17 protein-coding genes and 1 tRNA gene are annotated in these 17,968 nt (G+C 67.6%); 15 read left to right on the top strand and 3 right to left on the bottom strand.

The window, feature by feature from the left end:
- Positions 1-166: 166 nt before the first annotated feature.
- The 13 genes from J2X52_RS08845 (at position 167) to J2X52_RS08785 (ending at position 9,837) form a co-directional block, all read left to right on the top strand.
- Positions 167-1,168, top strand: a complete 1,002-nt coding sequence (locus tag J2X52_RS08845) for an LLM class flavin-dependent oxidoreductase (RefSeq protein WP_310151724.1) — start codon at positions 167-169, stop codon at positions 1,166-1,168.
- A gap of 110 nt (positions 1,169-1,278) precedes the next feature.
- Positions 1,279-2,310 (top strand): Holliday junction branch migration DNA helicase RuvB, encoded by a 1,032-nt coding sequence (gene ruvB / locus J2X52_RS08840; RefSeq protein WP_310151721.1) that lies wholly within the window; start codon positions 1,279-1,281, stop codon positions 2,308-2,310.
- Between the two features lie 19 nt (positions 2,311-2,329).
- Positions 2,330-2,779, top strand: coding sequence for a tol-pal system-associated acyl-CoA thioesterase (ybgC, locus tag J2X52_RS08835; RefSeq protein WP_310151719.1), 450 nt, complete (start codon positions 2,330-2,332; stop codon positions 2,777-2,779).
- Between the two features lie 6 nt (positions 2,780-2,785).
- Positions 2,786-3,583, top strand: a complete 798-nt coding sequence (tolQ, locus tag J2X52_RS08830) for a protein TolQ (RefSeq protein WP_310151716.1) — start codon at positions 2,786-2,788, stop codon at positions 3,581-3,583.
- A gap of 66 nt (positions 3,584-3,649) precedes the next feature.
- A complete protein-coding gene (locus J2X52_RS08825; protein WP_310151714.1) occupies positions 3,650-4,087 on the top strand; it encodes a biopolymer transporter ExbD in 438 nt (145 codons plus the stop codon).
- 1 nt (position 4,088) lies between these two features.
- Positions 4,089-5,075 (top strand): cell envelope integrity protein TolA, encoded by a 987-nt coding sequence (locus J2X52_RS08820; protein WP_310151711.1) that lies wholly within the window; start codon positions 4,089-4,091, stop codon positions 5,073-5,075.
- The gene (locus tag J2X52_RS08815; RefSeq protein WP_310151708.1) at positions 5,075-5,452 is read left to right on the top strand and encodes a cell envelope integrity protein TolA; all 378 of its coding nucleotides are present in this window, start codon (positions 5,075-5,077) and stop codon (positions 5,450-5,452) included. The genes J2X52_RS08820 and J2X52_RS08815 overlap by 1 nt, the downstream gene beginning before the upstream one ends.
- Before the next feature lie 78 nt (positions 5,453-5,530).
- Positions 5,531-6,853, top strand: a complete 1,323-nt coding sequence (gene tolB, locus J2X52_RS08810; RefSeq protein ID WP_310151706.1) for a Tol-Pal system beta propeller repeat protein TolB — start codon at positions 5,531-5,533, stop codon at positions 6,851-6,853.
- A 65-nt stretch (positions 6,854-6,918) separates the two neighbouring features.
- Positions 6,919-7,431 (top strand): peptidoglycan-associated lipoprotein Pal, encoded by a 513-nt coding sequence (pal, locus tag J2X52_RS08805; protein WP_310151703.1) that lies wholly within the window; start codon positions 6,919-6,921, stop codon positions 7,429-7,431.
- 8 nt (positions 7,432-7,439) lie between these two features.
- Positions 7,440-8,252, top strand: coding sequence for a tol-pal system protein YbgF (ybgF, locus tag J2X52_RS08800; protein WP_310151878.1), 813 nt, complete (start codon positions 7,440-7,442; stop codon positions 8,250-8,252).
- 3 nt (positions 8,253-8,255) lie between these two features.
- On the top strand, positions 8,256-8,936 hold the full coding sequence (gene queE, locus J2X52_RS08795) for a 7-carboxy-7-deazaguanine synthase QueE (protein ID WP_310151700.1): 681 nt from the start codon (positions 8,256-8,258) through the stop codon (positions 8,934-8,936).
- Positions 8,937-9,012: 76 nt separating this feature from the next.
- Entirely contained in the window at positions 9,013-9,690 is a 678-nt protein-coding gene (gene queC / locus J2X52_RS08790) for a 7-cyano-7-deazaguanine synthase QueC (protein WP_310151698.1), read from the top strand.
- A 71-nt stretch (positions 9,691-9,761) separates the two neighbouring features.
- Positions 9,762-9,837 (top strand) — tRNA-Lys (locus J2X52_RS08785).
- A 146-nt stretch (positions 9,838-9,983) separates the two neighbouring features.
- Here J2X52_RS08785 and recQ read toward each other — a convergent pair.
- Positions 9,984-11,828: a DNA helicase RecQ gene (gene recQ / locus J2X52_RS08780; protein ID WP_310151695.1), complete on the bottom strand. Its 1,845-nt coding sequence runs from the start codon at positions 11,826-11,828 to the stop codon at positions 9,984-9,986.
- Between the two features lie 106 nt (positions 11,829-11,934).
- On the opposite strand from recQ, the gene J2X52_RS08775 reads away from it, so the two are divergent.
- Together J2X52_RS08775 and tkt are read left to right on the top strand one after the other, a co-directional pair.
- A complete protein-coding gene (locus tag J2X52_RS08775; protein WP_310151692.1) occupies positions 11,935-13,266 on the top strand; it encodes a dicarboxylate/amino acid:cation symporter in 1,332 nt (443 codons plus the stop codon).
- Positions 13,267-13,351: 85 nt separating this feature from the next.
- Entirely contained in the window at positions 13,352-15,340 is a 1,989-nt protein-coding gene (tkt, locus tag J2X52_RS08770) for a transketolase (RefSeq protein WP_310151689.1), read from the top strand.
- Positions 15,341-15,530: 190 nt separating this feature from the next.
- Here the strand turns inward: tkt and J2X52_RS08765 are convergent, their stop codons facing one another.
- The gene (locus tag J2X52_RS08765; protein WP_310151685.1) at positions 15,531-15,848 is read right to left on the bottom strand and encodes a BolA family protein; all 318 of its coding nucleotides are present in this window, start codon (positions 15,846-15,848) and stop codon (positions 15,531-15,533) included.
- A gap of 73 nt (positions 15,849-15,921) precedes the next feature.
- Positions 15,922-17,910: an acetyl-CoA hydrolase/transferase C-terminal domain-containing protein gene (locus tag J2X52_RS08760; RefSeq protein ID WP_310151682.1), complete on the bottom strand. Its 1,989-nt coding sequence runs from the start codon at positions 17,908-17,910 to the stop codon at positions 15,922-15,924.
- Positions 17,911-17,968: the final 58 nt, after the last annotated feature.

The raw sequence follows: 17,968 nt of genomic DNA, 5'->3' as shown, positions 1-17,968 counted from the left end.
CGGCCCGTCAGCCGCAACGTATCGCAGGGCGTCGTGTCGCACTGGGGCCCGAGGGGCCAGAGCCCCCTTGGTCGGGCGCGGTCATGGACGCGGCTGGCTGACCAGCGGGATGCAGCGTTCAGGGCAGCCGCATGGGTTTTGTCGGTGGTGGCCCCATCTGTTCTGGATGGCCAATACATCCCCCCAGGTTCCATTCTCCATCCTCGACCTCGCCCCCGTGACCGAGGGCAGTACGCCGGCCGAATCCTTCGCCCGCTCGCTCGATCTCGCCCGCCACGCCGAAGCGCTCGGCTACGCGCGCTACTGGCTGGCCGAGCACCACAACATGCCCGGCATCGCCAGTGCGGCGACGGCGGTGTTGATCGGCCATATCGCCGGCGGTACGTCGACGATCCGCGTCGGGTCGGGCGGGGTGATGCTCCCCAACCATGCCCCGCTGCAGGTGGCCGAGCAGTTCGGCACGCTGGCGTCGTTGTATCCCGGGCGGATCGATCTCGGTCTGGGCCGCGCGCCCGGGACCGACCAGCCGACGACCAAGGCGCTGCGTCGTTACTACGCCGGCGCGGATGCGTTCCCGTCCGATGTGATGGAACTGCTGCGTTATTTCGAGCCGGCCCAGCCGGGACAGCCGGTGCAGGCCGTGCCCGGCGCGGGCCTCGATGTACCGGTGTGGATCCTCGGCTCCAGCCTGTTCGGCGCAGGTCTTGCGGCCACCCTCGGTCTGCCGTACGCGTTCGCCTCGCATTTCGCGCCAGGCGCGATGTCGGAGGCTCTGGCGCTGTACCACCGCGATTTCCGCCCCTCGAAACATCTGCGCCAGCCGCACGCGATGCTGGCGCTCAACGTCGTTGCGGCGGATACGCGCGCCGAAGCCGAGCGCCTGTTCACCACGCAGCAGCAGAGCTTCGTGCGCCTGCGCCGTGGCACGCCGGGCCTGATTCCGCCGCCGATCGACGACATCGAGGCGTTCTGGACGCCGGCCGAAAAAGCGATGGTCGCGCAGTCGCTGGCGTGTTCGGTGATTGGGGATCCGGGCGACGTGCGCGAAGGCATCGCCGAGTTCGTCGCGCGTCATCGCCCGGACGAACTGATGCTGACCGCCAACATCTTCGACCACGACGCACGCAAGCACAGCTTCGCGCTGGCCGCAGACGCGATGCGCGCCTGACGTCGCACTGTGTAGGAGCGCCCTTGGGCGCGATGCTTTTCGCCAGAGGCATCGCGTCCACCGGCGTTCTCACGCGCAATAACGCGCCCGCGCCATGCGATCATGCACGGATGACCGCAGACCGCATCATCGCCGCCGACGCCACCCGCGAGGACGACGCCATCGAGGCGAGCATCCGGCCGCAGCGGTTGGATGAGTACCTCGGCCAGTTGCCGGTCCGCGAACAGATGTCGATCTTCATCGAGGCCGCGAAGCAGCGGCGTGAGGCGCTCGACCACGTGCTGATCTTCGGGCCGCCGGGTCTGGGCAAGACCACGCTGAGCCACGTGATCGCCAATGAACTCGGCGTCGCACTGCGCGTGACCTCGGGGCCGGTGATCGAGAAGGCCGGCGATCTCGCCGCGCTGTTGACCAACCTGCAGCCGCACGATGTGCTCTTCATCGACGAAATCCACCGCCTGTCGCCGGTCGTGGAAGAAGTGCTGTATCCGGCGATGGAGGATTTCCAGCTCGATATCATGATCGGTGAGGGCCCCGCGGCGCGCTCGATCAAGATCGACCTGCCGCCCTTCACCCTAATCGGCGCGACCACGCGCGCAGGCTTGCTGACCGCGCCACTGCGCGACCGCTTCGGCATCGTGCAGCGCCTGGAGTTCTACAGCGCCGAGGAACTGACCCGGATCGTGCGCCGCTCGGCGCAGATCCTCGGTCTGTCCTGCGAGCCCGATGGCGCTGCCGAGATCGCCAAGCGCGCCCGCGGTACGCCGCGTATCGCCAACCGTCTGCTGCGCCGCGTGCGCGACTACGCGCAGGTGCGCGCCGGTGGCCGCATCGACCGCGAGGTGGCGAACGCCGCGATGCAGATGCTCAAGGTCGATCCGGAGGGCTTCGACGAACTCGACCGGCGCTTGCTGCACCTGATCATCGAGAATTTCGACGGCGGCCCGGTCGGCGTCGAATCGATGGCGGCAGCGCTCAGTGAGGAGCGCGGCACGCTGGAAGACGTCATCGAGCCCTATCTGATCCAGCAGGGCTATCTCGTGCGTACTGCGCGCGGACGGATGGCGACGACCAAGGCCTGGCGCCATCTGGGGCTGGAGCCGCGACGCGACGCCACCGCGACCCCCGGCCACCTGTTCTGATGTCCTGCGAGGCGCGGCTTTGACAGCGATTTTCACCCCTGTAACCGGTCCGGTCGGTCTATTCAGTTGGCCGACACGCGTCTATTGGGAAGATACCGACGCTGGTGGCGTCGTCTATCACGCGCAGTACGTGGCTTTCATGGAGCGCGCGCGCAGCGAGTGGTTGCGCGCCCACGGCTACGGACAGCAGATGTTGCGCGATACGCATGGCACGTTGTTCGCGGTCCGTGCGATGCGGATCGATTTCCGCGGTCCGGCGCGGCTCGACGATGCGCTGGAGGTCAGCGTGGTGTTGCGGCAGTGCCGGCGTGCAAGCGCGGTGTTCGTGCAGGAGGTGCGCCGTAACGGCGAACTGCTGCTCGATGCCGAGGTTCGCGTTGCGGCATTGTCGGCATCCGATTTCAGGCCGCGTGCGATTCCCGACGCGCTCTACACACAACTCAAGTCACTCGAAACGTCAGCGGAGTAATCCTGGATGAGTCTCATGCCCGTGCTGTTGCAGTCCGCCGCCCAGGTGCAGGCGTTGCCCGAAGAGGCCGCCGCAGGTGCGACCGAACTGGCGAACACCGGGGCCGTTGCGGCCGCGACCGCGCCGCTGCCCAACGACCTCAGCATTCTCGAGCTGGTGCTCCACGCGTCGATCCCGGTGCAGCTGGTGATGCTGCTGCTGCTGTTCGCGTCGATCTCCTCCTGGGTCATCATCTTCCGCAAGAAGCGCCTGCTCGACCGCGCCGAGAAGGAAGCCGACCGCTTCGAAGAGCGGTTCTGGTCCGGTGCCGAGATCAGCAAGCTCTACGCCTCGGCGACCGAGCGCAATCGTGAGATCGAGGGCCTGGAAGCCATCTTCGAAGCGGGTTATCGCGAATATTCGCGCCAGCGGCAGCGCCGTGGCGTCGATGCGCGCGCGCATCTCGAAGGCGCGCAGCGCGGCATGCGCGTCGCCGGCGCGCGCGAGCTCGACGGGCTGGAAAGCAATCTCGAATACCTCGCCAACGTCGGCTCGATCGCGCCGTACGTAGGCCTGCTCGGCACCGTGTGGGGCATCATGATTTCCTTCCACGGCCTGGCCAGCGTCAAGGAGGCGACCATCGCCACCGTGGCGCCGGGTATCTCCGAAGCGCTGATCGCGACCGCCATGGGCCTGTTCGCCGCGATCCCGGCGGTGTGGGCCTACAACCGTTTCGCGACCAAGGTCGAGCGTGTCGCCACGCGCTTCGAGGCCTTCTCGGACGAGTTCTCCTCGATCCTCGAACGCCAGACCGGCACCGAGTGATCCCCGCGGCGCGCCCAGGCGCGCCGGCCCAGTCTCGTTCGACCGTCCCCGCATCCGGATTCCGCCATGTCGTCGATCTCCCTTCGCCGTTCCAAGCGGCGCAAGCTCAAGAACGAAATCAACGTCGTGCCCTACATCGACGTGATGCTGGTGCTGCTGATCATCTTCATGGTCACGACGCCGCTGATGAATCTGGGCACCGACATCAATCTGCCGGACTCGCGCGCGATGTCGCTCGGCTCGCCGCAGGATCCAGTGGTCGTCAGCGTCTATCCCGACGGCCAGCTCGCACTGATGGTCGAGCAGCAGAACACCTCGGTTACGCGTGAGGATCTGGTGGCGCGTCTGCGCGGCATCCACACCCAGAACCCGGACGCGACGATTCTCGTCAGCGGCGACGGCGCGGCCAGCTACCAGCGGATCATGAATGCCATCGACCTCATCAACGAGGCCGGCATCACCAAGGTCAGCCTGATCAGCCGGCCGGCGGACAGCGCGAACTGAGATGCGCGAGTCGCGTTCCGACAATACGGTGGCAATCGGACTGTCGATCCTGGTCCATGTGCTGCTCTTCGGCCTGATCCTGCTCGGCGCGCTGTGGAACGCGTCGTCGCGGCCCGAGTCGGCGATGGGTTCGCCGGTCTCGGCCGACATCATCGACCCCAATGCGCTGAGCGCGGCAGACCGGCGTGCCCTGGCCAGTCGCCCTGATCCCGTGCCGGATCCTGTGCCCGAGCCCACGCCCGAGCCTGTGCCGGACCCGGTGCCAGAGCCCGTGCCGGAGCCTGTCGACGAGCCGGCGCCCGCCGCGCCGCCGCAGCCGCTGCCCGAGCCGCGTCCCGAGGATGCGGTCGACCCGCGCCAGGCTGCGCCGCAGGAAGTGGTGCCCAAGCCCGATACCGTGTCGCAGGCCGCCGTGCGCCGCGACGCGCTGGCCGCCGAACAGCGTGAAAAGGAGCAGGAGGAGAAGCGGCGTCAGGCGCAGATGGAACTGGCCGAGCAGCAGAAGCAGCAGGAAGCAGAGGAGAAGCGCCGACTCGCCCGACAGGAGCTCGAGAAGCTCCGCGCCGAGCGCGAGAAGACCCAGCGCGAGGCCCAGCTGGCCGAGCAGCGCCTGAAGCAGATCGCCGAGCGCAACGCGCAGCAGGCCTCCGAGCAGCGCGCAGCGGCAGCATCGGCCAGCCCGCCGCCCGGGCGGCCGGACGGCGACAGCGGCCTGGCCGCGAAGTACGCCGCGGCGATCCAGGAAGCGGTCCGTCGTAATTGGCGCAGGCCGGACAATATTCCGCTGGGTCAGGTCTGCCGGATGTACATCACGCAGCTGCCGGGCGGCGAGGTGATCAACGTCGAGTTCGACCCATCCTGCCCCTACGACGCACAAGGCCGGCGCTCGGTCGAGGCTGCGGTGCGCGCTGCGGAGCCACTGCCGTTTGCCGGTTTTGAATCGGTGTTCAATCGCCGTCTGAACTTCAACTTCAGGGCGCAGGACTGATGTCTCTGCGCATCGCGGCGGTGGCTGCGATCGCCATTGCGTGCGGTGTCTCCTCGCTCGCCGGCAGTGTCGAGGCGCGCACTGGCGAGGACCACGTCACACGCGAGGCGCGCTATGCCAAGGCGCTGCGCCATGCGATCGCCCAGCATTGGACTCCGCCTGCGATCGATCGCGGCGCCACATGCCGTGTGCGTGTCCGGCAGTTGCCCGGCGGCGAGGTCCTCAACGCCGAGCCCATGTCCGACTGTAGCTTCGACGCGGCGGCGCAGGCCTCGCTCGTGCGTGCGGTCTATCGGGCGGCTCCGCTGCCCTACGCGGGTTTCGAGCCGGTGTTCGCGCGTGATCTCACCATCACGTTCACCATGCCGACGCCATGATTGCGCCCTGATTCATCCTTGCGTCCCGCACAGCAGCCAAGCTGCGCGAGCTCACTTCTCCTCAATTCCGGTAACCCGATGAAGCCCATTCTGATCCGTTGCCTGCTAGCCCTGTTCGCGCTCGGCCTGCCCATGCTCGCCAGTGCGCAGCAGCAGGGCCTGGAAATCGACATCACCGGCGGCAGCACCCAGGCGATGCCGATTGCCGTGGTTCCGATGCCCTACCAGGGCAGCGGGACTGCCCCCGACACAGACGTCGCCGCCGTCGTGCGCGCCGATCTCGACCGCTCCGGCCAGTTCCGCACGCTGCCCGAGCGCGACATCGTCGAGCGTCCGACCCGCGGCAGCGAGGTCCAGTACCCGACCTGGCGCGCGCTGCGTCAGGACTTTCTCGTCGTCGGCCGCGTCGTCGACGCGGGCGGCGGCAGCTACCGGGTCGAATACGAACTGTTCGATGTTGCCAAGCAGGAGCGCGTACTAGGTCTGGCGATGACCGCGCGTCCGAACGCCATGCGCGATGTTGCCCACCAGATGGCCGACGCGATCTACGAAAAGATCACCGGCGTGCGTGGCGCGTTCTGGACCCGGATCGCCTACATCACTCAGACGGGCGTCGGCGAGAGCGCGCGCTACGCGCTGATCGTTGCCGATTCCGATGGCTTCAACCCGCAGACGGTGGTGCAATCCAGAGAACCGCTGATGTCGCCGACCTGGAGCCCGGACGGAGGCAGCGTCGCCTACGTCAGCTTCGAGAGCGGCAACTCGGCGATCTACATCCAGCGGATCGGTGACGGCAACCGCCAGCTGGTGTCCAGCTTCCGCGGCATCAACGGCGCCCCTGCGTTCTCGCCCGACGGCCGTCGTCTGGCGCTGTCGCTGTCGCGCAGTGGCAACCCGGAGATCTACGTGATGGATCTGGGCAGCAAGGCCTTGACCCAGGTCACCAACCACTTCGCCATCGATACCTCGCCCGCCTGGGCGGCCGACGGCAACAGCCTCTATTTCATCTCCGATCGCGGCGGCCGGCCGCAGGTCTACCAGGCGCCGGTGTCGGGTGGCAGCGCTACCCGGGTGACCTTCGAAGGCAGCTACAACGCCGATCCGTCGGTGTCCTTCGATGGCAAGAAAATCGTCGTGGCGCAAGGTTCAGGCAACGTGTACCGTATTGCACTGCTGGATCGCAGCCTGGGGTCGCCCCGCTGGTCCACGCTGTCGCCCGGGTCGCTCGACGAATCGCCGAGTTTCGCCCCGAACGCCGGCATGGTCCTGTACGCGGCGCGTGAGGGGCGCAGGGGTGTGTTGTATGCGGTGTCTTCGGATGGCCGTGTGCGTCAGCGCCTCGTCCTCGCCGATGGTGATGTGCGTGAGCCGGCATGGGGACCGTACCGGGAACAGCGCTGACGCTGCCTGCACGACCCGTCCAATAACAATTGCCCTGTTGCCATAGAAAACCAAGGATCGACGAGATGAAGATGACCACCCGTTTGATGCTGGCCGCGATGCTCTGCACCGCTGCCGTCGCGTGTTCCAAGAAGGTCAAGGAAGAGGCACCGGTCGATACCGGTCCGTCGACCGGCACCGTGGCTCCCACCGCTCCGACCGCGGGTGCCTACACCCCGGCCGACCTCGACAGCGACGCATGCCTGCGTCAGCGCGTCGTGTACTTCGATCTGGACCAGGACAACCTGCGTCCCGAGTTCCAGGCCGTGATGGCCTGCCACGCCAAGTACCTGCGTGACCGCAGCGCGTCGCGCATCTCGCTGGAAGGCCACGCCGACGAGCGCGGCAGCCGCGAGTACAACCAGGGTCTGGGCGAGCGTCGCGGCAATGGCGTGTCCTCGGCACTGCAGGCCAACGGTGGTTCGGCTGCCCAGCTGGCCGTCGTCAGCTATGGCGAAGAGCGTCCGGTCTGCAATGACTCGAACGAAGATTGCTGGGCCCGCAATCGTCGCGTCGAGATCATCTACACCGCGCGCTGATGCGTTCGATGCGTCATTGGCTGGTGCTCCCAGTCGCGTTCGCGGCGACCCTCGTGGTCGCCGCGCCCGCATGGGCGCAGCGTGCGAGCCTCGCCGATCGCGTGGCTTCGCTCGAGGCCCGCGCCGGTGATACCAGCGCGAGCGTCGACCTGCTCAACCAGCTCAATCAGTTGCGGCAGGAGGTCGTCTCCCTGCGTTCGCAGGTCGAAGAACTCCAGCAGCAGAACGAGCAGCTCAAGTCCAGCAATCGCAGCCAGTACCTCGACATCGACGGCCGGCTCAACCGGCTCGAAAGTGGGCAGGGTGGTGGCGGTGGTGGTCTGGAACTGCCCGATTCCACCGGCGCTGCGACGCCGGCACCCGCGGCAGGCGCGAATGCGCAGGCCGCGCGTGGCTCGGCGAGGGTCCCGCCCCCGCCGCAGGCCGCGCCTGCAGACGAACGCGCCGCCTACGAGCAGGCGTTCGATGCGCTGAAGAATGCGCGTTATGACGAATCCGCCACGTTGTTCCAGGGCTTCCTCCAGCAGCACCCGCAGGGCAGCTACGCGCCGAACGCGCTGTATTGGCTCGGCGAAAGTTATTACGTCACCCAGAATTACGCACTGGCGCAGGAGCAGTTCCTGTCCCTGTTGCAGCGCTATCCGCAGAGCGACAAGGCCCCGGGCGCGATGCTCAAGGTCGGCCTGTCGCAGTACGGCCTGAAAGACCTCGACGGCGCCGAGACCACGCTCGCCGATGTCGGCAAGCAGTATCCCGGCACCGATGCGGCGCGTACCGCCGCCGACCGGCTCCGCGCGATCCAGCTCTCGCGTCTGCGCTGATCCATGACCACCGTCGCGCCCGATGCGGTCGCCGCATCCGCGGCCGACCGGCTCAAGCTCACTGAAGTTTTTCTGTCGTTGCAGGGCGAAGCCCGCGATGCCGGCTGGCCGACGGTGTTCGTCCGTCTGACCGGCTGCCCGCTGCGCTGCACCTATTGCGACACCGCCTACGCGTTCCATGGCGGTGACTGGTGGACGATCGACGGCATCCTCGCCGAGGTCGCGAAGCACGGCGTCCGCCATGTCTGCGTGACCGGCGGCGAGCCGCTGGCGCAGAAGCGCTGCATCGGTCTGCTGCGGCGTTTGTGCGATGCTGGTTACCAGGTGTCGCTGGAAACCTCGGGTGCGCTGGACATCAGTGAGGTCGATCCGCGCGTGAGCCGTGTGCTCGACATCAAGACACCCGCGTCCAACGAGTCGCACCGCAACCGCTGGGACAACCTGCCGCTGCTGACGGCGCACGACCAGATCAAGTTCGTCATCTGCTCGCGCGCCGATTACGAGTGGGCGCGCAACGTCGTGCTGACCAAGGGTCTGCCGCACCGCTGCGACGTTCTGTTCTCCCCGAGCAAGGGCGAGATCACCGGCCGCGAACTGGCCGACTGGATCGTCGCCGACCGCCTGCCGGTGAAGTTCCAGATGCAGCTGCACAAGCTGCTCTGGGACGACGAACCAGGCCGTTGAGCCCCGCGTCCGCCCTGAGGCTGCGCTCGCCTGTCACGCGCCATCCGAATTTCCGTTTCGCATCCAGATCTCTCCCATGAAAAAAGCCGTCGTCCTGTTGTCCGGAGGCATGGACTCCGCCGCCGTCATCGCCATCGCCCAGGAGCAGGGCTTCGATGTGCATGCGCTGAGCGTGCGCTACGGGCAGCGCCATACCTCCGAACTCGACGCCGCCGTGCGCGTCGCTGCGGCGATGGGCGTTACCGCGCACAAGACCGTGGACGTCGACCTGCGCAGCATCGGCGGGTCGGCGTTGACCGACGACATCGACGTGCCGGAAGCGGGTGGATCCGGTATCCCGGTGACGTACGTACCCGCGCGGAACACGATCATGTTGTCGCTCGCGCTGGGCTGGGCCGAAGTGCTGGGCGCGGCCGACATCTTCTGCGGCGTCAACGCGGTCGACTATTCCGGCTATCCCGATTGCCGGCCCGAATTCGTCGATGCGTTCGAGCGCCTCGCCAACCTCGCGACCAAGGCGGGCGTCGAAGGCGCTGGCATCCGCGTGCACGCGCCCTTGCAGCGCATGGGCAAGGGCGACATCGTGCGCGAGGGCGTGCGGCTCGGCGTCGATTTCGGGCTCACGGTGTCCTGCTACAACGCCGACGCGCAGGGCCTGGCCTGTGGCCACTGCGACGCCTGCCGCCTGCGCGCGGACGGATTCACCGCTGCGGGCGTGCCGGATCCCACGCGCTACGCGCAATCGGCCGGCTGAGGCCGACGCGCCGCCCACATTGCGCTAGAATGCGCCCCCTGCGCCGGCCTCGCTGCCGGTGACTGTCTTCCGGGTCGTTAGCTCAGTCGGTAGAGCATCGGACTTTTAATCCGCTGGTCGATGGTTCGAATCCATCACGACCCACCAGCTTCCAGCGCGTAGGCGCAGCGATCCTCACGATCGCAACGACACCATCGTTCGCTGCGTGGCAGGCCGCTGGCGCCTGGATTGCCTCCGGATCTGCGAACGCCGGCACTTGCGGTCACCGCTGTGGATCCGCAGACGGCACGCGGTCAATCCGCGTCCAGCACCACTTCCAGCACCGCATCGCCATAACGCTCCAGCTTGCCGGCACCCACGCCACCGATGCCGCCGAGCTGGCCGTGGCTGATCGGGCGCAGGCGTGCGATCTCGCGCAGTGTGGCGTCGTGGAAGATCACGTAGGCGGGCACGTTCTGCTCGCGCGCCAGGCGTCCGCGCAGGGCGCGCAGCGATTCGAACAGGGGCCGGTCGGCCGGTGCCAGATCGATGTCCGCACCGGTCGCGGCGCGAGAGGTCCGCACGCGTTCCTTCGTGTTCGTCGGTTTGCGCAGCATCACCTGCGTCTCGCCCTTGAGTATGCCGCGACTGGCCTCGGTCAGGCGCAGGCCGCCGTAGCCTTCAGCGTCGACGTCGAGCAGGCCCTGCGCGACCAGCTGGCGCAGCACGCTCTTCCACACGCGTGCGTCGACATCGGTGCCGACGCCGTAGGTGCTGAGCTGGTTGTGGCCGAACTGGCGGATGCGTTCGCTTTCGCTGCCGCGCAGGATGTCGATGATGTGCGCCGCGCCGAAGCGCTGGCCGCTGCGATACACGCAGCTGAGCGCCTTCTGCGCAGGCACGGTGGCATCCCAGGCGGCCGGCGGGTCCAGGCAGTTGTCGCAGTTGCCGCAGGGCTGGCCGGCGCCCTTGGCCGCGTAGTCCTCACCGAAATTCGCCAGCAGCACCTGCCGGCGGCAGCGCATCGTTTCGCAATAGCCGACCAGCGCGTCGAGCTTGCGGTGCTCAAGCCGCTTGCGTTCGTCGCCGGATTCGGACTGCTCGATCATCTGCCGCAGCAGGACCAGATCGCCGAGGCCGTAGCACATCCATGCATCGGCCGGCTCGCCGTCGCGTCCCGCGCGGCCGGTCTCCTGGTAATAGCCCTCGATGGATTTCGGCAGGTCGGTATGCGCGACGAAGCGCACGTCCGGCTTGTCGATGCCCATGCCGAAGGCGATCGTCGCGACCACCACCACGCCGTCACTGCGCAGGAAGCGACGCTGGTTGGCCGCACGCAGGTCTGCATCCATGCCAGCGTGGTAGGGAATGGCGTCGATGCCCTGGCCGGCGAGGTACTCGGCGGTCTCCTCGACCTTGCGCCGCGACAGGCAGTAGACGATGCCGGCCGCGCCGCGATGTCCCTGCACGAAGTCGAGCAGCTGGCGCTTGGCGTTCTCTTTCTGCACGACCGTGTAGCGGATGTTGGGCCGGTCGAAGGAACTGACGAAGCGGCGCGCGTCTTCGAGCTGCAGGCGCTCGGCGATCTCGCGCTGGGTCGGCGGATCGGCAGTCGCGGTCAGCGCGATGCGCGGCACATCGGGCCAGCGCTCGTGCAGGATCGTCAGCTCGCGGTATTCGCGGCGGAAATCGTGGCCCCACTGGGAGACGCAGTGCGCCTCGTCGATCGCGAACAGCGCCAGCGGCGCGCGATCCAGCAGCGACAGGAACCGCGGCGTGAGCAGGCGCTCGGGCGCGACGTAAAGCAGGTCCAGTTCACCGGCGAGGAGCTCCCGCTCCACCCGCTGCGCGGTCTCAGCGTCGAGCGTTGAATTGAGGAACGCCGCGCGCACGCCGGACTGCAGCAGTGCGTCCACCTGGTCCTGCATCAGCGCGATCAGCGGCGAGACCACGATCGTTACGCCATCGCGCAGCAGCGCAGGCACCTGGAAGCACATCGACTTGCCGCCGCCGGTGGGCATCAGCACGAGGGCATCGTGGCCCGAGGCCACGTGTTCGACGATGGCGGCCTGTTCGCCGCGAAACGCGGCATGGCCGAACACGCGCTGCAGGGTGGCAAGCGCGTCGCCGGCGATGCCGGCAGGGGGAAGCGAAGACATGCGCCAAGGATACCGGCTGGCGCGCGGGTCGGGCGCCGTATCGGCGCGTCAGAAGATGCCCGGCGCTTTGCTAAGCTGCCTCACCTCTGCACAGGATCGACCGCCGATGACCTCGACCCCCAGCGCCGGCGGCATGCCGCTGCACACCAAGATGCTGATCGGGTTCGTCATCGGCACCGTGGCCGGCCTCGCGGCGAATTTCTACGTCGCCGATGCCGGCTGGCTCGACGGCCTGATCACCTATGTCACCGACCCCGTCGGCCAGGTGTTCCTGCGTCTGCTGTTCATGCTGGTAATTCCGCTGGTGTTCTCGGCGCTGGTGCTGGGCGTGGTGGAGATCGGCGATCCGGCATCGCTCGGACGCATCGGACTCAAGACGCTGCTGTGGATCCTCGCGGTGACCACGATGGCGGTGCTGATTGGCCTGCTGGCGGTCAACCTGTTCCAGCCCGGGCGCGGCATCGATCCTGCAGTCGCGCAATCGTTGCTGGCGGCCAGTTCCGACCGCGCGACCGAGATCGCCGGTGCGCGCGAGGGCGTGTCGGGCATCCAGGTGCTGCTCAACATCGTGCCGCGCAATCCGGTGGATGCCGCCGCGCGCGGCGACCTGATCGCGGTGATGTTCTTCGCGCTGATGTTCGGCATCGCCGCGGCCGCGCTGCGCACGCCGGGCACGCGCAGCTTCGTCGCCGCGGTGCAGGGCGTCTACGACATCTGCCTGAAGCTGATCGGCTGGGTCATCGCGCTGGCGCCGTATGCGGTCGCCGCGCTGCTGTTCTCGATCACCGCGCGGCTGGGCGTCGATGTGCTCGTCCAGCTCGCGCGCTTCGTCGGCACGGTGATCGCCGCGCTGGGCTTCCACTTCTTCATCGTGATCCCGATCCTGCTGTGGATCTTCGGCCGCATGAGTCCGCTGACGTTCTTCCGCGGCGCGCAACCGGCGCTACTGACCGCGTTCTCGACCTCGTCGTCCAGTGCCACGCTGCCGACCACGCTCAAGGTCACCGAAGAGAATCTCGGCGTGCCGCGCCGTGTGGCGCGTTTCGTCTGCACACTCGGCGCCACCGCCAACATGAACGGCACGGCGCTGTTCGAGGGCATCACGGTGCTGTTCCTGGCGCAGTTCTTCGGCGTCGAACTGGGCATGGGGCAGCAGGTGCTAATCCTGCTGCTGTGCATCCTCGGCGGTGTCGGCGCCGCCGGTGTGCCCGGCGGTTCGCTGCCGGTGATCGCGATGATTCTGGCGATGTTCGGCATTCCGCCCGAGGGCATCGGCCTGATCCTCGGCGTCGATCGCCTGCTCGACATGTGCCGCACCGTGGTCAACATCGGCGGCGACATGGCCGGCTCGGTGGTGATCGGGCGTTCCGAGCCGGCCGATGCGCCGGCAAGCGCGGTCGATGCGGGTCTGGGCGAGGCACGCACCGAACCCGTCTGAGCTGCCGGGCAGACGCCGGCGCGGCAAGCAAGGGACAGGCATGGGACAATCGCCGGCTCCGCCCGCTGCCGCCTGTCCCTTGCCCATGACCACGCCGACCCGTCGCGAACTCGCCAACGCCATCCGTTTCCTCGCCATCGATGCCGTCGATGCCGCCAAGTCCGGCCATCCCGGCATGCCGATGGGCATGGCCGACATCGCCGAAGTGCTGTGGAACGACCATCTGATCCACAACCCGGCGAACCCGCAGTGGTTCAACCGCGATCGCTTCGTGCTGTCGAACGGCCACGGCTCGATGCTGCATTACGCGCTGCTGCACCTGTCTGGCTATGACCTGCCGCTGGAAGAGCTGAAGAACTTCCGCCAGCTGCACAGCAAGACCGCCGGTCACCCGGAGCGCCACGAGACGCCGGGCGTCGAGACCACGACTGGTCCGCTGGGGCAGGGCTTCGCCAACGCGGTCGGCTTCGCGCTCGCCGAGCGTCTGCTCGCGCAGCACTTCAACCGTCCCGAATTCCCCGTCGTCGATCACCGCACCTGGGTGTTCATGGGCGATGGCTGCCTGATGGAAGGCATCTCGCACGAAGCGGCGTCGCTCGCTGGCACCTTGGGTCTGGGCAAGCTGGTCGCGTTCTGGGACGACAACCGCATCTCGATCGACGGCAATACCGAAGGCTGGTTCACCGACGACACCCCGGCGCGCTTCGAGGCCTACGGCTGGCGCGTGGTCCGCGACGTCGACGGTCATGACGCCGATGCAATCTCGCGCGCGATCGAAGCCGCGACTGCCGAAGACGACAAGCCGGTGCTGGTGTGCTGCCGCACGACGATCGGTTTCGGCTCGCCCAACCGCGCCGGCAAGGAGTCCTCGCACGGCGCGCCGCTGGGCAAGGACGAGTCCGACGCCACGCGCGCCGCGCTCGGCTGGAATCACGGTCCGTTCGAAGTGCCGCAGGCATTGCGCGACGGCTGGGCGGCAGTCGAGGCAGGCCAGGCGCGCGAGTCGAAGTGGACGCAGTTGTTCGACGCCTACCAGGCGAAGTACCCGGATCTGGCCGCCGAATTCCTGCGTCGCTCGAACGGCACGCTGCCGGCCGGCTTCGAGGCCGAGGCCGATGCCTTTATCGCCAAGCTGCAGAGCGACGGCCCGACGATCGCCTCGCGCAAGGCCTCGCAGATGGCGATCGAAGCCTTCGCGCCGCTGCTGCCGGAACTGGTGGGCGGCTCTGCCGACCTCGCGCATTCGAACCTCACTCTCTGGAAGGGCAGCAAGTCCGCGGCCAGCGCCGACGCCAATGCGAATTACGTCTATTACGGCGTGCGCGAGTTCGGCATGAGTGCGATCGCCAACGGCCTGGCGCTGCACGGCGGCCTCATCCCGTTCGATGCGACCTTCCTGGTGTTCAGCGACTACGCGCGCAACGCGGTGCGTATGAGCGCGCTGATCCCGGCGCACGCGATCCATGTCTACACGCACGATTCGATCGGCCTCGGCGAAGACGGCCCGACCCACCAGCCGGTCGAGCATCTCGCCTCCTTGCGCTACATCCCGAACAACGACGTGTGGCGCCCGTGCGACGCGGTCGAGTCGGCGGTGGCCTGGAAGTCGGCGATCATGCGCAAGGACGGTCCGAGCTGCCTGATCTTCTCGCGCCAGAATCTGCCGCATCAGGCACGCGACGCCGCCCAGGTCGACGCAATCGCGCGGGGCGGCTACGTGCTGAAGGATTCGGTCGGCACGCCCGAGATCATCCTCATCGCGACCGGTTCGGAAGTCGGCCTGGCTACGCAGGCGGCCGAGCAGCTGGGCGACAACGTGCGCGTCGTGTCGATGCCGTCGACCGACGTGTTCGACCGCCAGGACCCGGCGTACCGCGAATCGGTGCTGCCCAACGCGGTGCGCAAGCGCGTCGCGATCGAAGCCGGCGTCACCCCGTTCTGGCGCGCCTACGTGGGCCTGGACGGCGCTGTCATCGGTATCGACAGCTTCGGCGCTTCGGCCCCCGCGGACAAGCTGTACACGCATTTCGGCATCACGGTCGAAAAGATCGTCGAGGCGGCGAAGGCGCTCTGATCGTTCTGCGCGAGCGTTGAAGGTGTCAAGAAAAAGCCCGCGAAAGCGGGCTTTTTTGTAGGCGGTGTGTGGCCGCGAACGCTCAACCCATGCGGGTCTCGCCGTTAGCCCCATGTAGGAGCGCGCTTGCGCTCGGTTGGCATTCCCGCAAATGCCCGTTCGCGCGCGAGCGCGCTCCTACACGGATTCGTCAGGCCTTGGGCATGTCGTGCTTGCTCCCGCCCCGGCAATGCGGCGAATCCGGTACCTGCACTTCGGCCGTCCATTCCTCGGGCGTGAAGGTGTGCAGGGCCAGCGCATGGATCTGCTGCATCTGCGCACCGAGTGCGCGATACACGGCCTGGTGCCGCTGCAGCGCCCGCTTGCCGTCGAACGCCGCGCTGACCACGACCGCCTTGTAATGCGTCTCCAGCCCGCGGCTGTGCATGTGGCTCTCGTCCTCGACGTCGAGGTGCGTGGGCTGCAGCACGGCGAGGGCGTCACGGAGCTGGTCGGCGCGGGTGGTCATGGTCGGGTCCTGCACGGGAACATCGAACGAAATGGAGGCGTGACGTGCGATCGCAAGCGGGCGTGTGCCCGCGTCACGCAGCGGATGTCGGCGCGATGGCATCCGCTGGCCCGCTGTCACGCGCGGTGCGGCGCAGGCCGAGTGACACCAGCCGCGCCAGCAGGTGTTCGTTGAAACCGCTGGGCGCCTGCAACTGCATGCGTGCGAGCGCCGGCGTGTCGTCGCCGATGCCCCCGCGAAGCGCATCGAATACGGTCGCGAGCTTGCCGCGACGCGTCGCGGTCTGCGTGCGCAGCCAGGCCAGCGCGCGCAGCAGGCGCTGTTCGACGACATCGAAATCGCTGCCCAGTGGATAGTCGGGCAGGCTGCCGTCGGCGCGCAGCGGCGCCAGTGCCTTGCGCAGCGTCTCCGGCGTGTTGCGCTGCCACGGCTCCGGCACGACGAAGCGTGCATCCAGCTTCCCCGATGCATGCGCGCGCGCGACCAGGCTCCCCTGATGCGGCGCCTCGGCAATGCGCACCATTGCGCGCGTGCAATCTTCGTCGGTCGCGCCGCGGATGTCGGCGATGCCGTATTCGGTGATGTAGACGTCGCGCAGATGCCGCGGAATCGTCGTGTGGCCGTAGTGCCAGCGGATGTTGGCCTCGCGGCCGCCGCCGGCATCGCGCGCGGCGCGCAGCAGCAGCACCGAGCGTGCATCGGGCAGCGCGTGTCCCATCGCGACGAAGTTGTACTGACCACCGACGCCGGACACCACGCGCCCGTCTTCCAGACCATCGGATACTGCCGCGCCGAGCGCGGTCGCCATCATGCAGCTGTTGAAGAACCGCGCATCGCGACGTTGCAGGCGCTCGAGGCCTTCGTCGAGACCGTAGAGCTCGTTGACCTCGCCGACGCGCTTCATGCCGATGCCGCGGCGCGTTTCGTCGTCGAGTCCGCGCAGCCACGCATAGAAGTCCGGCGAGCCGAGATAGAACGCGCCGTGCAGGAATTCGCCGTTGCGCTCGATGAGTTCGCGATCGAGCGCGCTGGCAGTGCCGTCGTTGGCGCGGCGCATCAGGCTGGCCTTGTCGACGACGCGGCGCTTGATGACACCCACTTCGACCAGCCGCTTGAAGCCCTCGTTGATCATCTCGCTGCAGCCGTAGAGGCCGATCTCGAACGGATCGAGTCCGCCGCTGGCCTGCACCGTGCGATGCGTGGCGAGATCGGGGTCGAGTGCATGCAGCACGCGCCGGTACGCGGCGTTGTCGGTGTGGCGCAGCGCCAGCGCATGGCACAGCGCGTCGGCCAGCGCGCCGATGCCGATCTGCAATGTGCCGCCGTCGCGCACCAGTGCACTGGCGTAGAAGCCGATCGCGTAATCGGCATCCGAGACCGGCTGGCGCGGCAGGCCGAACAGACGTGGGTAGGGCGGCGGCGGGGCGATCACCACGTCGAAGAACGCAGCGTCCACCGTTGCGGTGCCGTCGAGCCATGGCAGCGCCGGATCGACTTCGCCGACGACCAGGGGCCTTGGGTGACCGGCTTTGAGCAGCGCGTCGATCACATCGAAGGTCAGATCAGTATTCGACGACAGGGAAAAACGGCTGCCGTCATCGTTGGCCGCCACCTTCTGCACCAGCACGTTGACGCCGCGATCGGCGAGCGCGCGCGCCACGTGCGTGTAGTTGAGGCTGGCGTAGCGGCGCTGCGCCTGTGACGAGTGCAGCATCGCGCCGGACTGCATGTAGAACTCTTCGATCTCGACATGTGGCGGCAGCGCATTGCGGCGCAGCGCGTCCACGTATTTCAGCCGCACGAAGTCTTCGCCGAAGTGGCGCTTCGCGAATGGCCCGATGAAACGGCCTTCGAGATCGTCGCCGCCCGACGGCGGGTCGAGTGACAGGGCGGTATACAACGTGAAGCGACGCGTGGGATCCGAAACCGCGGCATCGTAAAGCGCGTTGAGCAGGCGGTGTGGCTTGCCGATGCCGAGCGGGGCACCGATGTGGAAGGCACCGTCGACATGCGCATGGATGCGGCTGACGGCGTCTTCGATGGAGTCGACGTAGGCGGTCATCGGGTGAGGATACGCAGACGCACGTGAATAGGCGGCTTCAGCGGCCTTGAAACCGCGG

This window comes from Luteimonas sp. 3794, from assembly GCF_031456825.1.
In the GTDB taxonomy this organism is placed as follows: Bacteria; Pseudomonadota; Gammaproteobacteria; order Xanthomonadales; family Xanthomonadaceae; genus Luteimonas.
The sequence above is the reverse complement of the archived record's forward strand: the minus strand, read 5'-3'. Positions and strand labels throughout refer to the sequence as shown.